Origin of the sequence: Spirulina subsalsa PCC 9445 (assembly GCF_000314005.1) — a bacterium.
Lineage (GTDB): Bacteria > Cyanobacteriota > Cyanobacteriia > Cyanobacteriales > Spirulinaceae > Spirulina_A > Spirulina_A subsalsa.
Window position 1 is genome coordinate 3,413,325 of sequence record NZ_JH980292.1, and the last position, 24,801, is coordinate 3,438,125.

General features: G+C 45.3%; 26 protein-coding genes. 20 read left to right on the forward strand and 6 right to left on the reverse strand.

What is annotated here, in order from left to right; genetic code table 11:
- Positions 1–16 precede the first annotated feature (16 nt).
- The gene (locus tag SPI9445_RS0115490) at positions 17–1,693 is read left to right on the forward strand and encodes an ABC transporter permease (protein WP_017305683.1); all 1,677 of its coding nucleotides are present in this window, start codon (positions 17–19) and stop codon (positions 1,691–1,693) included.
- A gap of 32 nt (positions 1,694–1,725) precedes the next feature.
- On the opposite strand, the gene SPI9445_RS0115495 is transcribed toward SPI9445_RS0115490, so the two are convergent.
- A complete protein-coding gene (locus SPI9445_RS0115495) occupies positions 1,726–2,709 on the reverse strand; it encodes a threo-3-hydroxy-L-aspartate ammonia-lyase (RefSeq protein ID WP_017305684.1) in 984 nt (327 codons plus the stop codon).
- A gap of 117 nt (positions 2,710–2,826) precedes the next feature.
- Here SPI9445_RS0115495 and cobW point away from each other — a divergent pair, with 117 nt between their 5' ends.
- The 11 genes from cobW to SPI9445_RS0115550 all read left to right on the forward strand — a co-directional run bounded on the left by cobW (position 2,827) and on the right by SPI9445_RS0115550 (position 11,962).
- The gene (cobW, locus tag SPI9445_RS0115500) at positions 2,827–3,876 is read left to right on the forward strand and encodes a cobalamin biosynthesis protein CobW (RefSeq protein ID WP_017305685.1); all 1,050 of its coding nucleotides are present in this window, start codon (positions 2,827–2,829) and stop codon (positions 3,874–3,876) included.
- A gap of 212 nt (positions 3,877–4,088) precedes the next feature.
- Positions 4,089–4,595, forward strand: coding sequence for a photosystem I reaction center protein subunit XI (locus SPI9445_RS0115505; RefSeq protein ID WP_017305686.1), 507 nt, complete (start codon positions 4,089–4,091; stop codon positions 4,593–4,595).
- Positions 4,596–4,741: 146 nt separating this feature from the next.
- A complete protein-coding gene (locus tag SPI9445_RS28680) occupies positions 4,742–4,858 on the forward strand; it encodes a photosystem I reaction center subunit VIII (protein ID WP_071525295.1) in 117 nt (38 codons plus the stop codon).
- A gap of 425 nt (positions 4,859–5,283) precedes the next feature.
- On the forward strand, positions 5,284–5,820 hold the full coding sequence (locus tag SPI9445_RS0115515; protein ID WP_017305688.1) for a phycobiliprotein lyase: 537 nt from the start codon (positions 5,284–5,286) through the stop codon (positions 5,818–5,820).
- Between the two features lie 563 nt (positions 5,821–6,383).
- Positions 6,384–6,902: a phycocyanin subunit beta gene (locus SPI9445_RS0115520; RefSeq protein ID WP_017305689.1), complete on the forward strand. Its 519-nt coding sequence runs from the start codon at positions 6,384–6,386 to the stop codon at positions 6,900–6,902.
- Positions 6,903–7,021: 119 nt separating this feature from the next.
- Positions 7,022–7,510: a phycocyanin subunit alpha gene (cpcA, locus tag SPI9445_RS0115525; protein ID WP_017305690.1), complete on the forward strand. Its 489-nt coding sequence runs from the start codon at positions 7,022–7,024 to the stop codon at positions 7,508–7,510.
- A gap of 128 nt (positions 7,511–7,638) precedes the next feature.
- Entirely contained in the window at positions 7,639–8,493 is an 855-nt protein-coding gene (locus SPI9445_RS0115530) for a phycobilisome linker polypeptide (RefSeq protein ID WP_017305691.1), read from the forward strand.
- Positions 8,494–8,698: 205 nt separating this feature from the next.
- On the forward strand, positions 8,699–8,959 hold the full coding sequence (locus tag SPI9445_RS0115535; RefSeq protein ID WP_017305692.1) for a phycobilisome linker polypeptide: 261 nt from the start codon (positions 8,699–8,701) through the stop codon (positions 8,957–8,959).
- A gap of 39 nt (positions 8,960–8,998) precedes the next feature.
- Positions 8,999–9,814, forward strand: coding sequence for a HEAT repeat domain-containing protein (locus SPI9445_RS0115540; RefSeq protein WP_017305693.1), 816 nt, complete (start codon positions 8,999–9,001; stop codon positions 9,812–9,814).
- Positions 9,815–9,857: 43 nt separating this feature from the next.
- The gene (locus SPI9445_RS0115545; protein WP_017305694.1) at positions 9,858–10,472 is read left to right on the forward strand and encodes a HEAT repeat domain-containing protein; all 615 of its coding nucleotides are present in this window, start codon (positions 9,858–9,860) and stop codon (positions 10,470–10,472) included.
- Positions 10,473–10,849: 377 nt separating this feature from the next.
- A complete protein-coding gene (locus tag SPI9445_RS0115550) occupies positions 10,850–11,962 on the forward strand; it encodes a DNA-methyltransferase (protein WP_017305695.1) in 1,113 nt (370 codons plus the stop codon).
- Here SPI9445_RS0115550 and SPI9445_RS25820 read toward each other — a convergent pair.
- Positions 11,946–12,605 (reverse strand): BglII/BstYI family type II restriction endonuclease, encoded by a 660-nt coding sequence (locus SPI9445_RS25820; RefSeq protein WP_017305696.1) that lies wholly within the window; start codon positions 12,603–12,605, stop codon positions 11,946–11,948. The genes SPI9445_RS0115550 and SPI9445_RS25820 overlap by 17 nt on opposite strands.
- Before the next feature lie 124 nt (positions 12,606–12,729).
- Between SPI9445_RS25820 and SPI9445_RS0115560 the strand changes: the two genes are divergently transcribed.
- On the forward strand, positions 12,730–12,927 hold the full coding sequence (locus tag SPI9445_RS0115560; RefSeq protein ID WP_017305697.1) for a hypothetical protein: 198 nt from the start codon (positions 12,730–12,732) through the stop codon (positions 12,925–12,927).
- A gap of 71 nt (positions 12,928–12,998) precedes the next feature.
- Here SPI9445_RS0115560 and SPI9445_RS0115565 read toward each other — a convergent pair whose 3' ends face one another.
- Positions 12,999–13,697 carry a potassium channel family protein gene (locus SPI9445_RS0115565; protein ID WP_017305698.1) on the reverse strand — a complete coding sequence of 233 codons (699 nt, stop codon included), beginning with the start codon at positions 13,695–13,697 and terminating at the stop codon, positions 12,999–13,001.
- Positions 13,698–13,776: 79 nt separating this feature from the next.
- On the reverse strand, positions 13,777–15,114 hold the full coding sequence (locus SPI9445_RS0115570) for a TrkH family potassium uptake protein (protein WP_017305699.1): 1,338 nt from the start codon (positions 15,112–15,114) through the stop codon (positions 13,777–13,779).
- Between the two features lie 147 nt (positions 15,115–15,261).
- On the opposite strand from SPI9445_RS0115570, the gene SPI9445_RS0115575 reads away from it, so the two are divergent.
- From SPI9445_RS0115575 to SPI9445_RS0115605, 7 genes are all read left to right on the forward strand, one after another.
- A complete protein-coding gene (locus SPI9445_RS0115575; protein ID WP_017305700.1) occupies positions 15,262–16,530 on the forward strand; it encodes a GTP cyclohydrolase II in 1,269 nt (422 codons plus the stop codon).
- A gap of 225 nt (positions 16,531–16,755) precedes the next feature.
- Positions 16,756–17,760: a hormogonium polysaccharide biosynthesis glycosyltransferase HpsE gene (hpsE, locus tag SPI9445_RS0115580; protein WP_017305701.1), complete on the forward strand. Its 1,005-nt coding sequence runs from the start codon at positions 16,756–16,758 to the stop codon at positions 17,758–17,760.
- Between the two features lie 15 nt (positions 17,761–17,775).
- Positions 17,776–18,735, forward strand: coding sequence for a hormogonium polysaccharide biosynthesis glycosyltransferase HpsE (gene hpsE / locus SPI9445_RS0115585; RefSeq protein ID WP_017305702.1), 960 nt, complete (start codon positions 17,776–17,778; stop codon positions 18,733–18,735).
- A gap of 17 nt (positions 18,736–18,752) precedes the next feature.
- Complete coding sequence (locus tag SPI9445_RS0115590; protein ID WP_202803708.1) at positions 18,753–19,730, forward strand: glycosyltransferase family 2 protein; 978 nt, start codon at positions 18,753–18,755, stop codon at positions 19,728–19,730.
- A gap of 36 nt (positions 19,731–19,766) precedes the next feature.
- On the forward strand, positions 19,767–20,405 hold the full coding sequence (locus SPI9445_RS0115595) for a class I SAM-dependent methyltransferase (RefSeq protein ID WP_017305704.1): 639 nt from the start codon (positions 19,767–19,769) through the stop codon (positions 20,403–20,405).
- Between the two features lie 88 nt (positions 20,406–20,493).
- Positions 20,494–21,099 (forward strand): class I SAM-dependent methyltransferase, encoded by a 606-nt coding sequence (locus SPI9445_RS0115600; RefSeq protein ID WP_017305705.1) that lies wholly within the window; start codon positions 20,494–20,496, stop codon positions 21,097–21,099.
- On the forward strand, positions 21,096–22,190 hold the full coding sequence (locus tag SPI9445_RS0115605) for a sialate O-acetylesterase (protein WP_017305706.1): 1,095 nt from the start codon (positions 21,096–21,098) through the stop codon (positions 22,188–22,190). The genes SPI9445_RS0115600 and SPI9445_RS0115605 overlap by 4 nt, the downstream gene beginning before the upstream one ends.
- On the opposite strand, the gene SPI9445_RS0115610 is transcribed toward SPI9445_RS0115605, so the two are convergent.
- A complete protein-coding gene (locus SPI9445_RS0115610; RefSeq protein WP_017305707.1) occupies positions 22,100–23,257 on the reverse strand; it encodes a hypothetical protein in 1,158 nt (385 codons plus the stop codon). The genes SPI9445_RS0115605 and SPI9445_RS0115610 overlap by 91 nt on opposite strands.
- A gap of 8 nt (positions 23,258–23,265) precedes the next feature.
- Positions 23,266–24,741 carry an MBOAT family O-acyltransferase gene (locus tag SPI9445_RS0115615; protein ID WP_017305708.1) on the reverse strand — a complete coding sequence of 492 codons (1,476 nt, stop codon included), beginning with the start codon at positions 24,739–24,741 and terminating at the stop codon, positions 23,266–23,268.
- Positions 24,742–24,801: the final 60 nt, after the last annotated feature.

Below are 24,801 nucleotides of genomic sequence, written 5' to 3' on the forward strand. Positions count from 1 at the left end.
CGGAGTTGCAGTTAAATTGTCCACTTTTTCCTTCCCAGTCAAAGAACGCCTATCCTTGAAAGCCCTACCCTTCAATGGGTGGACTCTGGGGGTGGGTGCGATCGCGCTCTTAATTGCCTGTCCGGTTTTGTTTGTTCTCAGCAACCTATTCACCGATTCCAGTGAGATTTGGAGTCATTTAGCCGCCACCGTCCTCAAAGATTATGTGGTCAATTCCCTCTGGTTAATGTTCGGGGTAGGGATTGGGGTATTAGTCCTTGGCACTAGCACCGCTTGGCTCGTCACCGTTTGCCGTTTTTGGGGGAGTGGCTGGTTTGAGTGGTTGCTGCTTTTGCCCCTCGCTGCTCCAGCCTATTTATTAGCCTATGTTTATACAGATATTTTAGATTATTTCGGTCCGGTCCAGCGCTTCCTGCGCAACCTCTTCGGCTGGACCAGTATTCAAGATTATTGGTTTCCCTCGGTGCGCTCCCTCCCCGGTGCGATCGCCATGTTAGTGATCGTCCTCTATCCCTACGTCTACCTCCTCGCCCGCGTCGCCTTCCTAGAACAATGTACCTGTACCCTAGAAGCCAGTCGCACCCTCGGTTGTAACCCCTGGCAAAGCTTCTTTAAAGTCGCCCTCCCCCTCGCCCGCCCCTCCCTCACCGCCGGATTAGCCCTCGCCCTCATGGAAACCCTCAACGATCTCGGCACCGTCGAATACTTTGGGGTTCCCACCTTCACCACAGGCATCTATCGCACCTGGTTAGGTATGAGAGAACGCAACGCCGCCGCCCAACTCGCTGCCGTCTTATTACTCTTTATCCTTACCCTGATTGTCCTAGAACGGGTGTCCCGTCGCCAAGCCCGCTACTACCAAGGCACAGGAGATTCCAAACCCCTCCAGCCCTACACGTTAAAAGGGTGGCGCGCTAGTTTAGCCATTATTGTTTGCAGTATACCTGTATTATTAGGATTCGTCATTCCCAGTGGTTTCCTCTTGGACATGACCTTAACCCATCTCAACCGTTCCTTTACCAGCAGTTTCTGGCAACTCGCCCGCCATAGTTTCATTCTGGCCAGTATTACCGCCTTCTTAGGCGTAGTCATTGCCCTGATTATGGCCTACGGGCAACGATTACAAAATAACTGGGCAATGGGAACAGCCGTGCGCATTGCCTCAATGGGTTATGCGGTACCAGGTTCCGTCATTGCCGTCGGGGTTTTGATTCCCATGGGTAACTTTGACAATACAGTTGATCAATGGATGCGTTCCACCTTTAATATTTCCACCGGATTGTTATTAAGTGGCACCATAACCGCCCTAATTTTTGCCTATTTAGTCCGTTTCCTCGCCGTCTCCTTCCACACCGTCGAATCCAGCCTAGGCAAAATCAAACCCAGTTTAGATGAAGCCTCCCGCAGCTTAGGACAAACCCCCACTAAGACCCTAATTAAAATTCATGCGCCCTTAATGGGAGGGGGGTTACTAACAGCCGTGATGCTCATTTTTGTAGACGTAATGAAAGAACTCCCGGCCACCTTAGTTATTCGCCCCTTTAACTTTGACACCCTCGCCATCCGAGTCTATCAATACGCCTCCGATGAACGCCTAACAGAAGCGGCTGCTCCTGCTCTGGCGATTATTTTAGTCGGTTTACTCCCGGTGTTATTCCTCAGTTATCGCATTGCCCGTTCTCGGGCTTGGTAAAACATATCGAGACTTATTTAGCAAGCCCTAACTTAGGAACAAAAACGTAAGACCTTATCAAGCTCGACATTTCCTCCTGTGATCACCACCCCCACCTTAGAACCTGCCGGAGGGGTAAACTTGCGCTGTAATAATGCCGTTGCGGCTAAGGCCCCTGTTGGCTCAATGATGACCTTTAAGCGCTCCCAAAGGTAAAACATTGTTGCCACAATGGCATCGTCCTTGACCGTCACCATATCATCAACATAGTGAAGAATCAGGGGGAAGGTGAGACTTCCTAAACAAGGAGTGCGAGCGCCATCGGCAATAGTATCTGGGTTTTCGACCCGTTGCAGGGTTTTGGTGTAAAACGAACGAGTGGCATCATCCCCCGCTCTGGGTTCTACCCCAATGATGCGACAATGGGGAGAGAGGGTTTTCGCGGCGATCGCACAACCGGACAATAATCCCCCACCGCCACAACAAACCATTAAGTAATCTAAATCCCCCACGTCTTCCAATAATTCCTGAGCCGTCGTCCCTTGTCCCGCAATAACAGGCTCATAATTGTAGGGTGGAATCACTGTCATTCCCCGTTCCCCAGCAATCCGTTGCGCCAATTCCTCCCGCACCGCTTCGGCCCGATTATACAAAATCACCTCGGCTCCATAGCCTTGGGTTGCCTCAATTTTGACCCGGGGGGCATCTTTGGGCATCACAATAGTTGTTTTAATCCCCAATAATCGTCCGGCATGGGCGATCGCCTGAGCATGATTCCCCGACGAGTAAGTAATCACCCCCCCCTGTTTCTGGGACTCCGAGAGTTGAGATAAGGCATTATAAGCCCCACGAAACTTAAAAGACCCCGTTTTCTGGAAATTTTCCGCCTTAAAAAATACCTGACAATCCACCTTTTCATTAATCAGACGAGAGGTTAAAACCGGGGTACGGTGGGCAACCCCCCGAAGCCGTTCGGCAGCGGCTGTGATATCCTCATAGGTCGGAGATAACTGGGTTAACGGTTGAACTTGGGTCATAGTTTTTGTTGGGTGGTATTTCTTCTGGATTCGTCCTAGAGAAAACAAGTTTCTGGGATAATGGTCTAACAAAGATTGTCAACGAAAACACTCTATCGATTGCGAGAGAAATTAAACATGGCTGCCAAAATTCCCGTCACGGTCATCACTGGGTTTTTAGGGGCAGGGAAAACCACCCTTATCCGTCATTTACTGCAAAATAACCAAGGTCGGAAAATCGCCGTATTAGTCAACGAATTTGGCGAAATCGGCATTGATGGGGAACTCTTGCGAGATTGCCAGATTTGCGACGAGGGAGAACAAGCAACGGATAATATTGTGGAATTGACCAATGGCTGCCTCTGTTGCACGGTACAAGAGGAATTTTACCCCACCATGCAGCAAATTTTAGCTCGGCGCGATCGCCTCGATTCCATCCTCATTGAAACCTCCGGCCTCGCCCTCCCTAAACCCCTCATTCAAGCCTTCCGCTGGCAGGAAATTCGCAATCACGCCACCGTTGATGGTGTCGTAACCGTTGTCGATAGTCAAGCCCTCGCCAGTGGCGCCCTCGTCGGCGATCTAGCCGCCCTCGAAGCCCAACGCCAAGCCGATCCCAACCTTGACCATGAAACCCCCCTCGAAGAACTCTTTGAGGATCAACTGGCCTGCGCCGATTTAGTCCTCTTAACCAAAGCGGATCTACTTGAAGCACAAGAACTGGAAAAAGTCAAGGTTTGGTTAGAAAAAGAAAGTCCCGCCGGAGCCAAAATCATCCCTTGTCAGGACGGAAAAATCAGCCCCGACCTGTTGTTAGGCTTCAATGCTGCTGTAGAAGACCAACTTGAACAGCGCCCGAGTCACCACGACCAAGAAGAAGATCATGATCACGACGACGAGATCAACTCCGTCGAGTGGATTACAGACCAAGCCTTTGATCCCAAATATCTCACCCAACAATTAAAACACCTAGTACAACAGCAAGAAATTTATCGCATTAAAGGGTTTGTCGCCGTCCCCAATAAACCCATGCGCTTAGTCTTACAAGGAGTTGGGAAATCTATCCAGTCCTTCTATGATCGTCCTTGGCGACCCGAAGAACCCCGCCAAACTCGCCTCGTTTTTATTGGTCAATCCTTAAATCGTGACGACATTCTGACTAGCATTCAGGGAATGGGGAATCAGTAAGAGGGGGGAGTCGGTGGTCATTGCATCTCGGCTACGCTCGATAACTGCATAGTCAAAGTGGAGTCGGGAGAGGGGGTAAAAATCTGAGAAAAGTAAACTTTTTTTAACACTCTGCTAAGATTGCGGCAACAAATTCCCCTTCACTGCCTAAAATAAGACAACCTCAACATTTGTATGAGCTTGCTTACAATTACCTAAGAGGAGATGGCAATATGCCAGATTTGATCAAACCTTATTATGATGACGAGTTCGCCCCCTTTAAAGGGCATTTAGCAACTCCTGTTTCAGCTTCGGGTTTCACAAAAGCGTTTATTGGCAATTTGCCTGCTTACCGGAAAGGGATTTCCCCCATCGTGCGCGGCCTAGAAGTGGGTATGGCTCACGGTTACTTTATGTTGGGCCCCTGGGTTGTAGTCGGCCCCCTGCGCGACTATCCCGACGCGGCGAACTTAGGCGGTTTAGTTTCTGCGATCGCCTTAATTCTCATCGCCACGGCCGGAATGTCTGCCTATGGTTTAGTGTCCTTCCCCCAAGACAACAGCAAAGCCGCCTACATTGAAAACACCGTCGGCGCTCCCGAAGAACTGAAAACCGGCCAAGGTTGGAGTCAGTTCACGGCTGGCTTCTTCGTCGGTGCAATGGGTGGCGCGTTTGTGGCTTACTTCTTGTTGGAAAACTTTATCAGCGTAGATGCCATCCTCAGAGGTTTAGTCAACTAGAGCTAAGGGAGATTTTGGGCGATCGCGCTCCCTCCCTCAACCTTTCTATGCAGAGAGGTTGAACACTAACCCTCTTTTCAACCCAGAATAGAGGTTAGGCTTACAATTTTGTTTGTCAAAACTTTGAAAATAAGGAAATACTGGATATGACAGGCGCATACGCAGCTTCTTACCTGCCTTGGATTCTGATTCCCCTCGTCTGCTGGCTCATGCCTGCTGTAGTGATGGGTTTACTCTTCATCCACATTGAAAGTGATGCCTAATCAGGATCGAATCCCTGAACAATAGATAGAATTCAGGATCTATCTAATATAGTTAGGGTTTTCCCCTCCCCACGTCTCCCTTACAGGGCGGCGTGGGGTTTTTCTCGGGCTGGATGGCTAATCCAACCAACCCGAAACCAAACAAACACCAAAAAACAAACACCAAAAAACAAACGCCCTGCCACGAGGCAGAGCATTACCTTAAATTATCAATTATCAATTCACCCCATTATAGCTCATCCTTCCCCAGCGACACCCCTTGAGCGCAAAAATTTTCTCTCAATAACGAATTGTGGATAAAATGAGCATTTTTACTTATCGTTTTTGAGTTTTTGTTAAGATTATTAAAAATTGTAAAAAATGCTGCTGTTTGCTTTACGAAGGTAACGCATCATGCAGCAACAAGCGAATCTAGGAAAAGCTCTATGCAAAACGTGACACAAGCGGTTGAACTATCCCCAGAAATGCTAGCTCAGGAATTCTTTCAGGATTCCGCCGGAGACTGGCACTCTCAACGGCGTTATTACACCCTGAGTAATGGGGAAGCGCAAGAAGTGGTCAGTTTAATCCATGTTCGCTATATCGAACCCGGAGCCCCTGAATTGATTCAACTAGCTAAAATGCACCATTTAGACAATTTAGAGGTCTTTATTTGTGGTTCAGAGGTCACTTGGGAAAGTAGCTATACCGGAACCGAGCGAAAACCTTCTAAAGGATCTACCCTCTTTGGTGTTTTAGGGAATGAACTTTATCGCGATCGCGGTTTTGCCACCCCCAAACCCATCAAAGCGCAATATTACTTTTCTCAACCTAAAACCATGTGCCTCCGCTCTGAGTATAAAGGCTCAGTGTTTGAAGAAGAATTGAAACTGATCGGCGAACTTTATCGCACTCGCCAGACCATCATCTCCCGTGCTGGACAAGAACAGATGATTGGTCAGTACCTCGAAAAACGGATTTAACCCCTATTTTGGGATGTTTTCCGGCAAAAGCAGGCAAAGTTGCCCCACAGACCCAACTTAGCCCCCGCTTATGCTCTTAGCTTTGGTCTAGTCAACGATTCTCCCATATCTCCCCGGCTTATTACCTAGGGGGGATTTTTTTTGCCAGCCAAACTTCCTATTGTAGGCATGGCAAACGTAAAAAAACGTTAAGAAAATTAAAAAAATCCCCCAAAATTTACTTAATAATTTGTAACTTTAAAATGACCCGGAAGCAGTGTATAAAGATAACCGGAAGGTTTAAACAAGAGGTCAAGCTCTAGTCGAGCAAGCCACCGTGAAGTTAGACCCAATTCTCATAAAACAAGAATATCCCTCTCAGGAAATTCGTTCTGTAAGTATAAATACACAATGAAACTGAGAAAGGAAGATAAAGCTTCACAAACGGTTACAAACTCACTAAGCAAAGACCAAGTTTTAAGAAAAGGGTTTTAAGCCCGTCTGATGCCTTTCAAATCTGAAGTAGCTAGAGCAAAAATCTAGCCAACCATCAAAACGAACCATAACAAGAGGAGATTGACTCAATGTTTGACGCATTTACAAGGGTTGTTTCTCAAGCAGACTCTCGCGGCGAATTCCTGAGCGGCGAACAGTTAGACGCTTTATCCGCCATGGTTGCTGACGGCAACAAACGCTTAGACGTTGTGAACCGCATCACCAGCAACTCTGCTGCTATCGTGACCGACGCTGCTCGCGCTCTGTTCGCTGAACAGCCCCAACTGGTGCAACCCGGTGGAAATGCCTACACCAACCGTCGTATGGCTGCTTGTTTGCGCGACATGGAAATCATCCTGCGCTATGTTAGCTACGCTACCTTAGCCGGCGATGCTAGCGTTCTCGAAGATCGTTGTTTAAACGGTCTGCGTGAAACCTACCAAGCTCTGGGTGTTCCTGGTGCTTCCGTTGCGGCTGGCGTTGCCAAAATGAAAGACGCTGCGGTTAAAATTGCTAACGACCCCAACGGCATCACCCAAGGGGATTGCAGCCAATTAATGTCTGAAGTTGCTAGCTACTTCGATCGCGCTGCTGCTGCTGTTGCCTAGAAATAGCCTTGTCTATCCGGTCTAGAGCAATTAGACCTGCTCAATTAGACCTTCGGCACAAATTTTTTAATCACAAACAATCCGGAAACAGAGTTTAAGTTTAGGAGAATCCGAGAACAATGAAGACCCCTATCACCGAAGCAATTTCTTCTGCTGATTCCCAAGGACGCTTTCTGAGCAACAGCGAACTGCAATCTGTACGTGGCCGCTTCGAGCGCGCTACTGCCAGCATGGAAGCGGCTCGCGCTTTAACTCAGAATTCTAGCTCCTTAGTAAGCGGTGCGGCTAACGCCGTTTACCAAAAATTCCCTTACACCACCCAAATGCAAGGGCCTAACTACGCTTACGACCAACGCGGTAAAGACAAATGCGCTCGTGACATCGGTCACTACCTGCGCATGGTGACTTACTGCCTGATTTCTGGTGGTACCGGTCCTATGGATGAGTACTTAATTGCTGGTTTAGATGAAATCAACAGCACCTTTGAACTCTCTCCTAGCTGGTATGTTGAAGCTCTGAAATACATCAAAGCTAACCACGGTTTGAGCGGTCAAGCGGCTAACGAAGCCAACACCTACATTGACTACGCTATCAACGCTCTGAGCTAGTCATCGCGGTTCCGTTGCCCGGAAAAATGAGCGAGTGTTGGCAAACTTGCTAGCAGTTGCCGATTTTTCCGGGCATTGTCTTTTCAAGCTCAAATCGAAAACCTCTGCTAATTGGGAGAAAAGTGCTTATGGCCACTTTAGTCGCCGCCAATTTAAAAGAAGCAGGCAGACTTGGCTTAGATTCCTTTGATGGAAGCAAAGTCGAGTTGCGTCCTGACTGGACAGAAGATGAAGTGCAGAATGTGATTCGTGCCGCTTACCGTCAGGTATTTGGTAATGATTACATTATGTCTTCCCAGCGTCTGACCTCCGCAGAATCTTTACTGCGTCAAGGGAATATCAGCGTGCGGGATTTTGTCCGTGCTTTGGCGAAATCAGATTTATACAAAGAAAAGTTTTTCCTCTCGAATAATAATCAACGTTTTGTGGAAGTGAACTTTAAGCACTTGTTGGGTCGTGCGCCTTACGATCAGGAAGAGCTAGCTTACCACACTAACCTTTGTGAAGATCAAGGTTTTGATGCGGAGATTGACTCCTATTTTGAGAGCGAAGAATACGCTCAGAAGTTTGGTGACAATATTGTGCCTTACTTCACGGGCTTTGGCGTAGATGCCGGTTCGAGAACTGTGGGTTTTACACGGATGTTTAACCTCTATCGGGGTTATGCTACCAGCGATCGCACCCAAGCGGGTGGGATGGTTGCCCGTTTAAACCGTCAACTGGCTACCAACGTTGCCGCTTCAATTACCGTTCCGACTGGGAGTGGCGAAGCTTACCAAGTGCCTCAAAGTTCTTTTGGTGGGATTGGCAATGAAGAAGGTCGGATCTATCGGATTGAAGTGACAGGCTTAATCAGCCGTCAAATTCGCCCGGTGATTCCCCGGAGCAAAACCGCCTACCTCGTCCCCTATGAGCAGCTGTCTCAACGGATGCAGCAAATTCTGCGTTCTGGGGGCAAAATCATCAGCGTGCGCCCTGCGTAAATAGATCAGTGCTAATAGGACAGGTGATGAGTCAAGAGATCAAGTCAAGATGGGCAGTTTTGAGTTTGAATCGTCCCAACTCTCCCCCGTCCTAAACTGCACTGCTCGTTGTTCAACGATGATGGTAGGCTTTCCTAGCTTACCATCATCTCTGCTATAAAAATTGTCTTTCAGTTGTTTATTTAAGTTAGGAGCAATTTCCACGATGTACGGTCAAACTACAGTAGCTAATGTTGCCGCCGATGCTCGGATGTTCCGCTTTGAAGTGGAAGGGATGCGCCAAAATGGGGAAACCAATAAGCGCAAGTTTCCTGTCCGTCGCAGTGGTAGCACGTTTATCACCGTGTCCTATGACCGGATGAGTGATGAGTACAAGCGGATTACCCGTTTAGGGGGTCGGATTGTGAACATTCAACCCCTAGATGGCAGCGAAGCACCTGCGGCGGCTGAGTCTGAGGAAGATTAAGACTAGAGGGGAACGATTGGCACAAGGGAGGGAGTCAAGATGGAGCAAGGGGTAGAAGGGTTAACGGTTGAACAGGCGATCGCCAATCTCCAACAAACCGAGGATTTAGGGCTGCGTTATTATGCCGCTTGGTGGTTGGGGAAGTTTCGCGTTAGCCAACCGGAAGCCATTGATGCCTTGCTCAGGGCACTAGAGGATGAAGCCGATCGTTCCCCTGATGGGGGCTATCCCCTGCGCCGCAATGCCGCCCGCGCTTTGGGCAAGTTAAACGAACCTAGGGTTGTTCCGGCGTTGATTCAGGGCCTAGACTGCCCGGATTATTATGTGCGGGAAGCTGCTGCCCAAGCTTTGGAACAGTTGGGGGATCAAAGTTGTGGATCCGCGCTGATCAACCTATTAGCGGGGGGGGTAGAGGCGGCCATTCCGGTGCCGGGGAAACCCCATTTAGTCCAGCCCTATGAGGCAATTTTAGAAGCATTAGGGACGTTGGGCCTAGAGGAAACGGTGCCCTTGATTCAGCCTTTTTTAAGTCATCCAGTAGAAAAAGTCCAGTTAGCGGCCGCCCGGGCGTTATACCAGTTAACCCAAGAGCCACAATATGGGGAACGACTGGTGCAAGGGTTACAGGCGGATAAGTTACCGTTGCGGCGTTCGGCGTTGATTGATTTGGGAGCGGTGGGGTATTTGTCGGGGGCTGATGCGATCGCCCAAACCCTAGCCGAAAATAGTTTAAAAGTAATTGCCCTCAAAGGTTTGTTAGAATACTCCCTGCGCCATCTCCCCTCCTCCCCTGAAACCGGGGAATTTTCCCCTGAGAGCATTCACATTATGCAATTAATGGACGGATTGCTTTAATACACCTGACTGATTCAGCAAGCCCTACTTAATCACTGATTCCATGACCCACGTTCAACAACTAATTACCGCCATTGAACAGGCCACCTCTCCGAATACTTTGGTTCAAGCGGTTTGGAATTTGGCCAACGCGCAGGATCTCGACGCGATTCCGACCTTAATCGAAGTCTTGGGCTACAATAACCCCGGCGCGGCCGTGGCGGCTGTGGAGGGACTGGTTAAACTGGGGGAACAAGCCGTTCCCATTCTCTTGGAAAATATTGACGGTTATGATTATGGGGCGAGAGCTTGGGCGAATCGCGCTCTGGCTCGGATTGGGGATCCTCGGGCCTTGGAGATGCTCCTAGAGGCGGCTAGTCAGGATTTCGCCTTAAGTGTTCGTCGGGCGGCGGCTAAGGGTTTGGGGGGGATCCAGTGGGAGAAACTGCCCCCGAAGGAGCGAACAACTGCCCAAGAACGCACCTTGACCACCTTAGCGCATATCTTAACCAAGGATGAGGAATGGGTGGTGAGGTATGCGGCCGTTGTGGGATTGGAGGGCTTAGGGCAACAACAGAGTCAGTTTCGGGAGCGGATTGGGGAGATTTGGCGATCGCATTTGTCCCAAGAATCGGAACTGGCTGTACGCGCTCGCCTTCAATGGGCGAACAAAATTTAGCGAAGGCTTGCTGAATAAGTCCTGGAGTTAGGAATAGGGCGGAGGGGGGAAGAGGTCAACTGTTCCCCCCTCCCCGAACCTTCCCCTTTTGCACACAACTCAAGTTAAATTGATATTAAGACTGATGTATTGCTTAAGAGGAAATCACCAGATACAATGGAATCCTAAGCTGATAGGCATTTAACCGCCGATTCCATACGCTAAAACCTTTGACTCCCTTGGATTGAGATAGAAATTTAAATGATTAACAGCTTAAGTTCCAAACTAGACTTGTCATTAGACCTTGAACAAAAATAGCAACGCATTCCCCCACCTCGCCCTAGGTAGGTGGGGGGAGCCTCATTGGTAGTTAATCTCCCAAATTTTTGATGAATTCGATGAACGAAACCACTCAGCACCAATATCTACCCATTAATGCCTTGTATTTGGGGGATTGCCTGACCTTCCTGCGGTCGTTGCCTGATCAATCTGTAGACTTAATCTTATCATCTCCGCCCTACAATTTAGGCAAAGAATATGAATCCAGAAAAGCACTTGATCTCTATCTGACAGAGCAGCGTAAGGTATTAAAAGAATGCGCCCGATTGTTAAAGTCTTCTGGTTCAATTTTTTGGCAGGTTGGGGCTTTTTCTCAATCTGGCTCTTTGATTCCATTGGATATCCGTTTTTTCCCAATTCTAGAGTCACTGGGGTTATATCCTCGGAATCGAATTGTTTGGATCAGACAACATGGTTTACATAGTCGCAACAAATTTTCTTGTAGACACGAAACAATTTTATGGTTTACAAAAAGTGATCAATACACTTTTAATCTTGATCCAATTCGAGTTCCACAAAAATATAAAAATAAAAAGCACTATCGCGGCGCAAAAAAAGGAGAATTTTCCTGTCATCCTGACGGAAAGAATCCTGGAGATATTTGGCTATTCCGCAATGTGAAACATAATCATGAGGAACAAACGATTCACCCTTGTCAGTTTCCCGAAGATTTAGTAGCGAGAATAATTCTATCTACTACGAATGAAGGTAATATTGTGCTTGATCCTTATATGGGATCGGGAACAGTTGCTGTAGTTGCACAAAATCATAATCGATACTATATGGGTTCAGAAATCGATGCCCATTATTATAAAGTTGCTCAAAGAAGATTATTAGGCATTCCGGATCAAGATAATTATTTCCCCAATTTAAAAACGTTACGTTCTTATGTAGAAAAAACAGGCGAACCTATTGAGAAATTTAAGTTTGACAAGCAAGTTGGTAAGTTTGCGACCCCTCAATCTCAAGCTTGTATTTATCCTGAAAGTTATCATCGTCAAGAATTAGAGAGACGCTTAGAGTATGAAGAATCAGTCTTTTCTGCAAAACTGAGAGAGGAAGCAGAACCAGAGGATTATTTTGAGGGAGGTCAAGTTAAAAATCAGTCAAATAGTCAAGAGACTTCTTGGAAAACATTACCTCTTTTCGAGAATATTAACCAATCGCTCTAATTTTAAAAGTTTTGCCACTTTTTTGAACCATACAATTGATGGGGGTTTGAGATTCAATCCTGCGACTCTGGGGAGACTGGTACTGGGTAAAAATCGCTTGGATCTCGTTTTCTATATCCACATTAAGTCCGACAATCCTAGTGGGTAAACTAAAGATATTTGCTGTTTCAATAACGAGCAGTTGCTCAACCGCTTGGGTATAATGGAGTGAACTATTTGCAGATGGTAATATATCGAACTTTGTTACTAAAACCATCAGAGCAACGGAGTGGCTATTGAGTGCTGATCTTGATTTGAAAAAAACTTCACTTCTGATAATATTATTCAGCAAGAATGCGTAGTGAGAAAACTGGATCTCTAATAAAACAGTATTTTTAGTAAAATCAACATCTTTGCCCAATGGGTTTATATGTTCTGGTATGGCTGCATTAGCGATCCATCCTTTAGATTGAAGACTGTTCTTGATATAAGCATTGGTTGCAATGGGATCAAAAACCATATTTCCTTTTATACCTTGCTGGTTTGATCCTTTGACATAAAGTGGCATAGAACATAACGTTTGCTCAACTTCCATCCACTCAGAGGCAAATTTTCGACTCAAATCCTCGTTCTGATTATTAAAATCTGTATACTCAATTAACATTACCTGGGATTCTTAAAAAAATTTGCAATGAATGAGGTCTAAGGATAATTTACTACATGATTCCCTCCCTAGACATCGGAGACAAGGCAATGCGCGCAGGATCTCGCCGCGATTCCGACCTTAATTGAAGTCTTATATCTTAGCCAAGGATGAGGAGTGGGTGGTGAGGTATGCGGCCGTTGTGGGATTGGAGGGCTTAGGACAACAACAGGATCTATTTCGGGAGCGGATTGGGGAGATTTGGCGATCGCACCTACCCCAAGAATCAGAACTAGCTGTGCGCGCTCGCCTTCAATGGGCGCAACAGAATCTACTTTTGTGATTTGGGCGGGAAATCCCTTGGTGGGCAAACTACCCCAGCGACAAGGGAATGGGGAATTGGCGGCCATCTGGTTAAATCGGCAAGCGCTTAATATCTTCATTGGAACCAATCACGACCATAGCGGTACCTTGACTTAAACGACGATTGGGCAGGGGATTAATCTCAAATTTCTTGTCATCTTCAGCGACAGCAATTAAGGTTAAACCATACCGACCCCGCAGTTGAATTTCTGCAATGGTTTTACCGTGAAACTCTTCGGGAACTAACACCTCTACAATACTGTGGTCGGGGTCAAGGTCAAACCGCTCTAAAATGGCGGGTTTGGTGAGAGTATAAGCCAAAGCACAGCCCGCTTCATATTCCGGAAACACTACCTGATCCGCCCCGACTCGTTCTAAGAGTTTGCCATGAATTTCTGAGGAGGCCTTAGCGACAACGTGCTTCACTCCCGCTTCTTTGACGTTAAGGGTGGTAATAATGCTTTCCTGCACATAGTTACCGATGGCAACAATCACGGTATCAAATTCAAAGATTCCCGCTTCTTTGAGCGCGTTGGGATCCGTGGAATCTAGGGAGATGGCATGGGTGGCGACTTTATCATTTAGGGCCTGGGCCACTAATTTTTCGCTGATATCGGTGCCTAGGACTTCATACCCCATTTTGTGCAGGGCCCCGGCAACGGAGCGCCCAAAACGCCCTAGGCCAATTACGGCGAATTGTTTGTTGTCTTGACCGAGACTGGTTAAAAATTTAAGCGATCGCAAGTTCACACCCAATCATCCTTTTTTGCTCTCATAGGAATTGATCTCAAATTATCCCCTGTTTTGCCTCTCTCGTCTTCCTCCCCCCTTAGCCAACTAATAAATTTTCCTCGGGATATTGCAAACTGGTAGGACGCGGATCGCCGAAAATCGCCGCCATAAAGACTAAAATCCCAATCCGTCCGGTGTACATCGTGAAAATCAAGACCAATTTACTGATATTGGATAAATCTGCCGTGATTCCGGTAGAAAGCCCCACAGTGGCAAAGGCGGATACCACTTCAAACACTAGATGGATAAAATCAAATTTCCCAGCTTCGGTAATTGATAAAATCGTGGTGACGCTCACCACCATGGTGGCTGATCCCAAGACAACAGCAATGGCTTTATAAATCAGGGTGTTAGGAATCTTGCGACCGTGCATAATCACCTGTTCATTGCCTCGTAGGGTGGAACGAGTACAATTAATTAAAATCCCCAAGGTGGTGGTTTTCAGACCCCCTCCGGTGCCACTAGGACTAGCCCCGATAAACATAAAGGCAATGGTAATAAATAAGGCAGTGTCGCTCATACTGCCAAAATCCAGACTATTAAATCCTGCGGTTCTGGTCGTGACCGACTGAAACCAAGCCGCGAAAATTTTTTCTTTTAACGTGAGTTCACCTAATGTATTTGGGTTTAAAAATTCCGTGGTAAAAAAACCAATTGTTCCGAGAATTAATAAAAACGCTGTCACGCGAACTACTACTTTAGTATTAAGCGAAAAAATAGATAACACTCTTTGTCCATTTAGTTTGGATTTTAACCAATATTGGAGTTCTAAAATAACTTGATAGCCAATGCCTCCAAAAATAATTAATAATGGAATCACTAGATTAATTGAAACGGAGTTTTGATAGCTAATCAAGCTGTCTTCAAACAAGCTAAATCCGGCATTATTCCAAGCACTAATACTGTGAAAAAAAGCTAGCCATAATCCTTGGAAAAAACCATGATCTTTTTGAAAAGTTTGCAACGTGAGCAACATTCCTGTAAATTCAAAAAACAGGGTTGTTATAAAAATAGACCGAATTAAATGGCGGCTACCTTGTAAAAAAGGACGATCAAAAGATTCTTGAATGGCCAGCTTTTGCCGTAAGTCAAACTTACGACGCAAGACTAAAATTAAAAAGGTACTGGTGGTCATGTACCCCAGACCGCCAATTTGAATTAATAACAAAATAAAACACTGACCCAATGGAGAAAAATGAGTTCCAGTATCGACAACAATTAACCCAGTGACACAGACCGCAGAAGTGGCGGTAAAGAGGGCAACAATCGGACTATTCCAATGACCGCTACTGGTGGAGATGGGCAGCAAGAGGAGCAATGTTCCGACGGAAATCACGGCCAAAAAACCTAAACAAATGGTGCGCGCAATAGTCATAAAGTTTCGGCGATTTCAGAAAACTGAACAAATGGTAAAGCAGGAGGATCAAAAGGTTCTGCTGAGAAAATCGTCCTGGAGTTTCCCCCCATTCTCAAGCAAATTGCTACAATCAGGGCTTATTTATAGCATGAGCCGTTACAGAAAATGAATCAGCCAAAACCTACGTCTAAGCCCAAGCATATTGTTCTCACCTCTCATCCCAACCGTCAAGGATCCTCGGTCTTACCTATTGACTGGGGGAATCCAGATCCCCTCAAACGAGGTGCGATTATTGGCAGTTTGACCCACCAAAGCCACCGTAACGTGATCGGGACTCATTCGGGGTCTTATGCCGTTTATCGGGCTTTAGCGGTGGCCAGTGGCTCCCTACAGCCCGATCACCGCGCTGATTTGACCCATACCGCCCCTCCGGTACAAATGGGGCCTTATCCAAGTTGGGGAGATCCCCATCGGATTGTTTCCCTCGATCCCTTTGGGGCGATGGTGGAGGAGGTTTATGGGTCTTTGATTGAACAGGGGTATGATATTCGCCCGACGATTGCTGTTACCAAAGCCCAGATTAATTTGCCGGAGTTGCAGGAGGCGATCGCACAAAACAGAATTGAAGTCGATGGGACTATTGTCAAAGCCAATGCCAGTTTATCGGTGATTAAAGTGGCCATTGACCCGGTGTGGTATCTCCCCGGTATTGCTCAACGGATTGGGGTCAAAGAAAGTGATCTGCGACGGATTTTGTTCCAACAGACGGGGGGAATGTTCCCGGAATTGGTCACTCGTCCCGATCTTCATGTGTTTTTGCCCCCCATTGGCGGCATGACGGTTTATATTTTGGGGGAATTAGAGGCCATTACGGATGAGAGGAAACCTGTCGCGGTGCGCGTTCACGATGAATGTAATGGGTCGGATGTGTTTGGGTCGGATATTTGTACTTGTCGCCCCTATTTAGTGCATGGGATTGAGGTTTGTATTCAAACCGCCCAGGAGGGAGGGGCGGGGGTGATTGTTTATAATCGTAAGGAGGGACGCGCTTTAGGGGAAGTGACTAAGTTTTTGGTCTACAATGCGCGGAAACGTCAGGAAGGAGGCGATCGCGCGGATGCCTATTTTACCCGCACAGAATGCGTCGCTGGGGTGCAGGATATGCGTTTTCAGGAGTTAATGCCCGATGTTTTACAGTGGTTAGGCATGACCCGGATTGATCGTCTTGTCTCCATGAGTAATTTAAAATACAACGCCATCACCCATTCGGGGATTGAAGTGGTGGAACGTATCCCCATCCCCCCCCACTATATCCCCGAAGATGCCCAGGTGGAAATTGCGGCCAAAATGGCGGCGGGCTACTACACGGAGGGGGAAGTTCCCGATGAGGAAAAACTCGCCCAAATTAGTGGGCGTGGTTTACAAGATTATTAGGGGGTAAGTCTTCTTAACCCATTATCCTTGGTTTCGTCTTGCCCTGTTTTTACTTTCGGGGTAGGATTAACTGAAAATTAAACAGCCAATCAGGGTAAGTTAAAGCTGTTCCCCCTCACCCAGGAGGGATAACTGGAGGAACTGTAGGCCGAGAAAGTAGAACTAGAGTATTAAACCTGAAAGCCTACTGTTCCTATCCGCCGCCATGAATCATGATGGATTGACATGATAGATTTAACAGTGGTCATTCCGACCTATAACGGGGAGAAGCGTTTACCAGATGTATTGGAAAAGTTGCGATCGCAAGTCAGCACAGAAGGACTCTCATGGGAAGTTTTAGTTGTTGATAATAACAGTTCTGATGGCACAGCCGCAGTAGTCCAGCAATTTCAGAAAAACTGGTCGCAACAAATTCCTTTACGCTATATATTAGAAACTAAACAAGGGGCTGCTTTTGCCCGTCAGCGTTCCGTCAGAGAATCCCAAGCCGAATTAATTGGCTTTCTAGATGATGATAACATCCCCGAATTAGATTGGGTCAAGCAAGCCGTTCAATTTGCCCGAGAACACCCCCAAGCCGGGGCCTATGGCAGTCAAATTCATGGATGCTTTAAGCAAGAACCTCCCCCTAATTTTTCCCGCATTCAATCCTTTTTTGCCATCATAGAATGGGGAGATGAACCTATACGTTATAATCCTCAAAATAATCTCGTTCCTCCTTCGGCTGGGCTAGTTGTGCGACGGAAAGTTTGGCTACAATTTGTCCCAGAAAACTGCATTTTGAGCGGTCGAATTCAAGGAAGTATGCTCACCGGAGAAGACCTGGAAGCCTTATCTTATATTCACCATTTATCTAACTGGGAAATTTGGTATAATCCCGCCATGCAGATTGATCATAAAATACCCCCTAAACGCCTAGAAGCGGAATATCTCATTCCCTTCTTTCGCGGCATTGGATTGAGTCGTTATGTCACTCGTATGGTGGGAGTTAAACCTATTTTAAGACCCTTTTTGACAACAGCTTACTGGGTCAACGACTCGCGAAAATTACTCCTTCATGTCTTCCGTTATGGTTTATCGGTTCAAGATAAGATTGCCGCTTGTGAACGGGCTTTATTAATCGGGAGTTTAAACAGCTTTTGTTATCTGTGGTCTAACGGTTACTTAAAGCGAAGAAATCGGCACAGACAACTTCCTAATTCCCCCGTCGGAGTAGTTGTGAATGAATAATTAGGTTTTTTCTTTATGACCCATGATTCATCTTTTCTCACCGTCGCGATTCCCACCTATAACGGAGCAAAACGTCTACCTGAAGTCCTAGATGCTTTAGGGAAACAGAGCCATACTGAACCCATCAACTGGGACATTATTATCATTGATAATAATAGCACAGATACCACCCATCAAGTGATTGAACATTATCAAAAAAATTGGTTGTACCCCTATCCCCTTAAATACTATTTTGAACCCAATCAAGGCCTTGCTTTTGCCAGAGAACGAGCCATTCAAGAAGCACAAGGAACTTATATCGCCTTCTTAGATGATGATAACATTCCAGCCCCAGACTGGGTTTCCTCCATCTACGAATTTAGCCAAAACTACCCCCAAGCGGGAGCATTTAGCGGACAAATTCACGGCGAATACGAGATAGAACCTCCTGCAAACTTTCAACAAATTGCCGCCTTTTTAGCCATTCGAGAACATGGTTTAGAACCCTTCCGTTTTGACCCCGATAACTTAAGATTACCCCCCGGTGCTGGATTAGTGGTTCAAAAACAAGCTTGGCAAGAAGCCGTTCCCAAAACCCCTCAAGTTGTTGGGAATCAGGGGACTATTTTAGCCAGAGGAGACGATTATGCACCCTTACTTTATCTCCACCAACAAGGCTGGGAAATTTGGTATAATCCCCAAATGCACATCAACCATAAAATCCCCGCATTTCGCTTAGAACGGGATTATTTATTGTCCTTAGCGCGGGCCTGTGGTTTAGCCACTTGTCAGTTACGGATGATCAATGCCAAAAATTCGCAAAAACCCGCCATTGTACTAAAAACAATTATAGGAAATTTACGCCGGATTGTCAAGCATTATTTACAGTACAAAAAACAGGTGCAGTCAGACCTCATTCCTGCCTTTGAAATGGAGTTTTATCGTGCAAGTTTAATCGGTGTATTCCATTGGTTAAATCAGGCAAGGAGTCGTTAAGATACGCTTAAAAATTAGTGACTTGGGGAGATAACATGGCGGCTATTTCGGTAATTATTCCAGCCTATAATGCGGCAAAAACTATTCAGGCAACGGCTGAGTCGGTTTTAAATCAAAGCTTTAAGGATTTAGAGTTAATTATTATTAATGATGGGTCTACAGATAACACAGTAGAGGTCATTTCTAGTCTCTCAGATGACCGAATTCGTCTCTTTTCTTACCCCAACGCTGGCCCCCAAAAAAGTCGCAATCGAGGGGTTGAACAAGCAACGGGAGACTATCTGGCTTTTTTGGATGCTGATGATTTATGGACAACGGATAAATTAGAATCTCAATGGACGGCATTACAAGAAAATCCAGATTGTGCGGTGGCCTATAGTTGGACAGATTTTATTGATGAATTTGGGAATAAACTGCCGGGAGGTCAACATTTTGGGTTTAAAAATCAGGTCTATGAACAGCTTTTATTAGGGGATTTTATTGGCAGTGGTTCTAATCCCTTAATTCGCAAAGATGCCTTGTTAGCGGTGGGTCCCTTTGATGAGTCACTCCTTGGGGGTCAAGACTGGGAAATGTGGATTAGATTAGCCTCTCAATACCCCTTTGCCTTAGTGCCTAAAACCCAAGTCTTTTATCGTCAGTCTATTGGGTCTTGGTCTGCGAATTTGGAACGACAGGAACGGGGATATAAACAGGTAATTGATAAATGTTTAGCTACGGCACCAGAACGGATTCAGCAGCGCCGCAAGGAAATTATTGGCAATCGCTATAAATTTCTCACCTTTGATGCGCTAGCCTATGGTATTAATCAGAAACAGAGTTTAATGGCTGCCCGTTTTTTGTGGACGGCTTTAAAACATCAACCTATTTTTTTAAAAAATAAGGTGATTTGGATTGTTCTGGTTAAAATTATACTCGGATTGCTACTTCCGAGTCAAGCCGCAAGAACCGTTTTAAGTCAAATTAAACGATTAAATCCCCAAAAGGTATCGTAAAATAGGTTCAGATTAAGCCATTTATTGTCAAGATTAATGTTTATCACGAAACCCACTCAGTTCTTGCTAAAAAATCTCATTAAAGCTTCGGCTTATAAGCTTAAAAAAGGCCCCCACATCACCCGTTACTATATGTATCAGCATTTGTCCGGTATTTTAAAGCCAAGAATCGCCCCCGGAAAAATTCTTTCTATTAGCCATTCTACGAATCTGTGCCGACAGTTTTTTGATTTAACTCAATCGGAGTTACAAGAAGCAAACTATCCGGATTGTAATTTTGTAGACTTACCCTTTGAAAACAATCAGTTTGATTATGTGGTGAGTGATCAGGTTTTAGAACATATCGAAGGCAATCCTCAGCAAGCTATTGATGAAAGTTGGCGCGTTCTAAAACCGGGAGGATTAGCCATTCATACTACTTGTTTTATTAATCCGATTCATGAATATCCGGGAGATTTTTGGCGTTTTACTCCTCAAGCTTTAACCTTTTTATGTGGTCAATTTTCTAATATTATTGAAGTAGGAGGGTGGGGAAATCGGTATGTTTGGGTAATGGATGCGGTGGGACTGCGTTATCAAGCGATTCCCGAAGCCCGTTGGCATCCTTTACATAAGATTGCAGAATATAATGATGAAAAATGGCCGGTTGTGACTTGGGTCATTGCCGAAAAATAGGTTAATTCGGGGGTAAACGAAAGCCTAGATAGGTCCGATTTAAGCTGATTTAAACCAGTTTTTTTAGTTAAATTGAGCAGGAGGGAAAATGCCGGGAGAGTATTTAACCAAGCAGAGAATGATCAGCCAATATAACCAAAAAAGGATGATCCGGTTATTGGGAGAGTCGGTTAAAAATGTGTTAGAGATTGGCATTTATAATTCTCTGTTTTATCATCTCTTATCCTCAGAAGGGTATCAGGTGACTCGTGCGGATTTTAACCCGGATTTAAAGCCAGATTTTGTTTTAGATTTGAGAAGTGATTTTGAACTGCCAAGAGATACTTTTGATGCGATTGCTTTATTTCAGGTGTTGGAACATATTCCCTATGAGGATTTTGAGAAAGCCATTAAGCGATTGGCTGATTTTACTAAGAAATATCTTGTGATTTCCTTGCCTTATAATAGCAGTTATTTTAGCGTTCAGTTTCAACTCTCGTTTAATCGTCGTCCTCGGAGTTTGCTGTTACAAATTCCCAAGTTTTGGAGTACGGAAACTTACACTCGGGATGAGCATTACTGGGAAATTGGACTGAAAGGATATCCGAAAAAGCGTATCGTTGCATCTTTAGAAAGTGCTGGGTTAAAGATTCGTCAGGAATATCAAGATCCTCTCTATCCCTATCATTACTTTTTTATATTAGAGAAACCATGAAGATTATTTATTTTTGGCTAAAGGTTGGCAGTTATATCGCGGTATTGTTGGGGTTTTTCTTGCCATTGAATGCGATCGCCATGATGAGTCCTACTTCAGAGGAAGGTAGAAGTCGAACAACTCCTTGTGTCTCTAGTTCACCGACTATTCCTTTGTTGATTTTGGCGGGTCAATCGAATATGGTGGGATATCGGTCTAATTTGGAGGATTTACCGCCTCAGTGGCGAGAGCCTCAGCCCGGTGTGTTATGGTACAGTGGGGAGGGGGAGTGGGTCACGCTACAAGTGCCGACGGAACCCTTTGATTTTAGTCCTAGTGTGGCCAATGGGGAGGGATTTGGGCCGGAAATTACCCTCGGTGTGACGATGGCAAGACAGCTACAGCGACCTGTTGCCATGGTTAAATATGCACAGAATGGGACGGATTTGGAGACTCAATGGAATCCTAAGTTAGAGGATTCGTTGTATCATGAGATGATGGCACGGGTACAAAGGGCGATCGCACAACTTTGTGAGGTGGGGTATCGTCCCGAAGTAGCGGGGTTTTTCTGGATGCAGGGAGAGTCTGATGCAAAAGGGGATTCTCTGAACGAGACACTAAGTGACCGCAATCGGGCCATGAATTACGCGCAAAACCTCACCCAGTTTATCTCTCGACTGCGACAAGATTTAAACTCCCCCCAACTGCCATTTATTCAAGGTCTAATTTTCCTAGAAAACGATCATCCTACCCTTAACTTTGGCACATTTGAGCATGGAAATACTGTCCGTCATGGACAATTAATCGTTGATCAAACGGTCAATTATACCCAAATTGTTGAAACTCGTTACTTTCCCCGACATGAAGATAATTTACACTTGGATTCCTTTGGGTTAATCCATTTAGGTTATTACTTCGCCTTAGAATGGTTAGAGATGCACGGATTGACCAGAAAAAGCAGGTCGAAGCTAAGTATTTTAGAGGATTCTTTCTCTTGTTTAATTCCGAATTCATTAACCGATTATTCAGGTTTTAACCCCTCGACAAACTTCACCCACTCCGGGTTATTTTTCACCCAAACGGCTCGATCTTGGCGAATTTGTGCTAAATGATCTTTAAGATTATTAGGAGTCAATAACATCCCAAAATCTGGGGGAACTTGTTCAAGATTGTAGTTCAAGATTCGATTGAGGATTAAATCCCCGACTTCTTTCCGATAGTGAGAACTTTCGATATAGTGAACCATTGAATCCGTGAGGGGTTCAGTAGTGATGCTATTGTAGCCGGAAAAGTCCCAGATCGGGGCAAGGTTAACAAGTTCTCGTTTCCACTGTTCAAATTCTGGCCAGAGTCCAGATACGCGAATAGCTTCCCATTGCATGGCATGGGAGGGAGAAATAAAGAGAGTTAAATCAATTCCTTGCGCTTGAGATGTTGTAATAATTGCCTTTAAGTCTTCTAGATAGTCTCGGGAAAGCTGATAGTTGCCATATAAATCTTCCCGCGTCATAAAATCTGCTAAAACTTTGGCAAAGCGAGCTTTTTTCGGTTGATTATGATAGGTTTTAGCTATATAAAAATCAGGATTAATACGACCATCAGGATAAAAAAAACCAATTGCATCGGGTTCTCTTTGACTGCTTCTCAAGGTTCTAAAACTGGCAAGCAGTGCGCTTTTAGAGAATAGCACATCGAATAAATCTTTGAGAATAATGTGACGCACTTCTAAGCGATATTCATTAAAATCGGGGGTGACTTGTTGGAACTGATTAAACATAAAAAAATCAAGCCCTAGAACAATTTTTTCAACCTCTGGCTGGGTCGCAATAACATGATCAAAATAACGTCTGACCTCATACATATTACCGCCACTAATGGCCAAATTATACCCCGGTTGTAGGTGACTTAAGGCGGGATGATTTGAATCTAAACCGAATTCGGTTCGGGATGAACCGAGGAATACACTCTGGACTTGTAGGCGATTAATGGCGAGGGTTTTAAACAGTCGAACTTGAGTATTCTTTTCTGGTTTAATATTATTAATTCCTCGAATTTGTCTTGTTCCAAGGGCTTCATAAGGGTCTATCCCTGCATTTAATCCGGCAATCAAACTTAAACTGAGTAGGGTTAAAACCAATACCCGGAGGGTATAAAAATGATAGGAATTCTGCTGAGGCATGGGGTCAATTAGAACTGAAAATAGAGAAATTCTGAGACTTGATTCAGGGAAATAAAACAGGCTACACTTAAGAAGACAATCCACAGTGTCCAACCCCAACTAGGGGTAAATTTTGTAACCATTTGTTGTGTATTAGGAACGGCAAAGACGAGCCAGGCACATCCGGCTAAAATTATCAGGGTTTGATTAATGAGTAATGGGGGTAAATAGGCAAAGTCGGCACTATTTTTAAATTGAACACCTAGGGGAGTTAACCATCCTAAAAATGGCTGATGTGCGGCGTGTAAAACGACTCCTTTGATGCCTAGCATGGACTGTAAAAGGGCTAAACTATCGGGGAAACTAGCGGCACGAAATAAAACCCAACTCGCGACTACCGCTAAAAAGGTGAGGAGAACACCAAGGAATTGAGGGAGAGGAATTCCCCATTTTCGCCAAGCGTGATTAATGCCTAAAAATAAGCCATGAAGTCCCCCCCAAATCACATAAGTCCATCCGGCACCGTGCCAGAGTCCACCTAATAACATGGTGAGCATTAAGTTCAGGATACGGCGGATTTCTCCTTGGCGACTTCCTCCGAGGGGGATATAGAGATAGTCCCGTAAAAAAGCAGATAGTGTCATGTGCCAACGCCGCCAAAAGTCAATAATTGAACGGGCTTTATAGGGGGAGTTAAAGTTAATGGGTAGGTTAATATTCACCATCCAACCTAAACCAATGGCCATGTCAGAATAACCGGAAAAGTCAAAATAGAGTTGAAAGGTATAGCTTAATGCACCTACCCATGATTCTAGGAAGGTGACAGAATCAGCATGACTAAAAACAGGTTCAACCCAAGGGGATAAGTTATCGGCAATTAGAACTTTTTTCGCTAAACCAAGGATAAATAAGGTTAAACCTTGGGCGAAATTTTGCTGAGAAAAGATGAAGTTTCGCGGTTGACGGAGTTGGGGAATGAGTTCATCATGACGGAGAATGGGGCCAGCGATTAATTGAGGATAAAAGGAGACAAAGAGGGTATAGGTGATAAACTCATAACGGGAGTTTTTTGTTTCTCCTCGGTAGGCATCGACTAAATAAGCAATTTGAGTAAAGGTGTAGAAGGAGATGGCAAGGGGGAGAAAAATCTCGGGATTTTGCCAAGTTTGATTAAATAGGGTATTTAAAGAACGGACGAAAAAGGCGGCGTATTTATAATAGCCAATGAGAGCTAAATTTAGGGTAATGCCGAGGATCAGGAAGAATTTAGACTTGGGACTTTTGAGGGGGCGTGAGGCAATCCCACGGCCTAGGGTATAGTTTAAGGTAATGGAAACCAGCAACAGCAGCAAATAGGGGGGATTCCAGTACCCGTAAAAGAATAAGGAAGCTAGGGCCATCCAAACTAAGGCTACCCTAAGATAGTGTAGGCGGGTTAAGGAGAAATAGACGAGGAGGGTGAGGGGGAGAAAGGCGAAAATAAAAATGTAGGAGTTAAATAACACAGGCTGCCTAGAATAGAATGTTACTGAGTTTTCGATACTCCCTGATTTGGCGATCGCAAT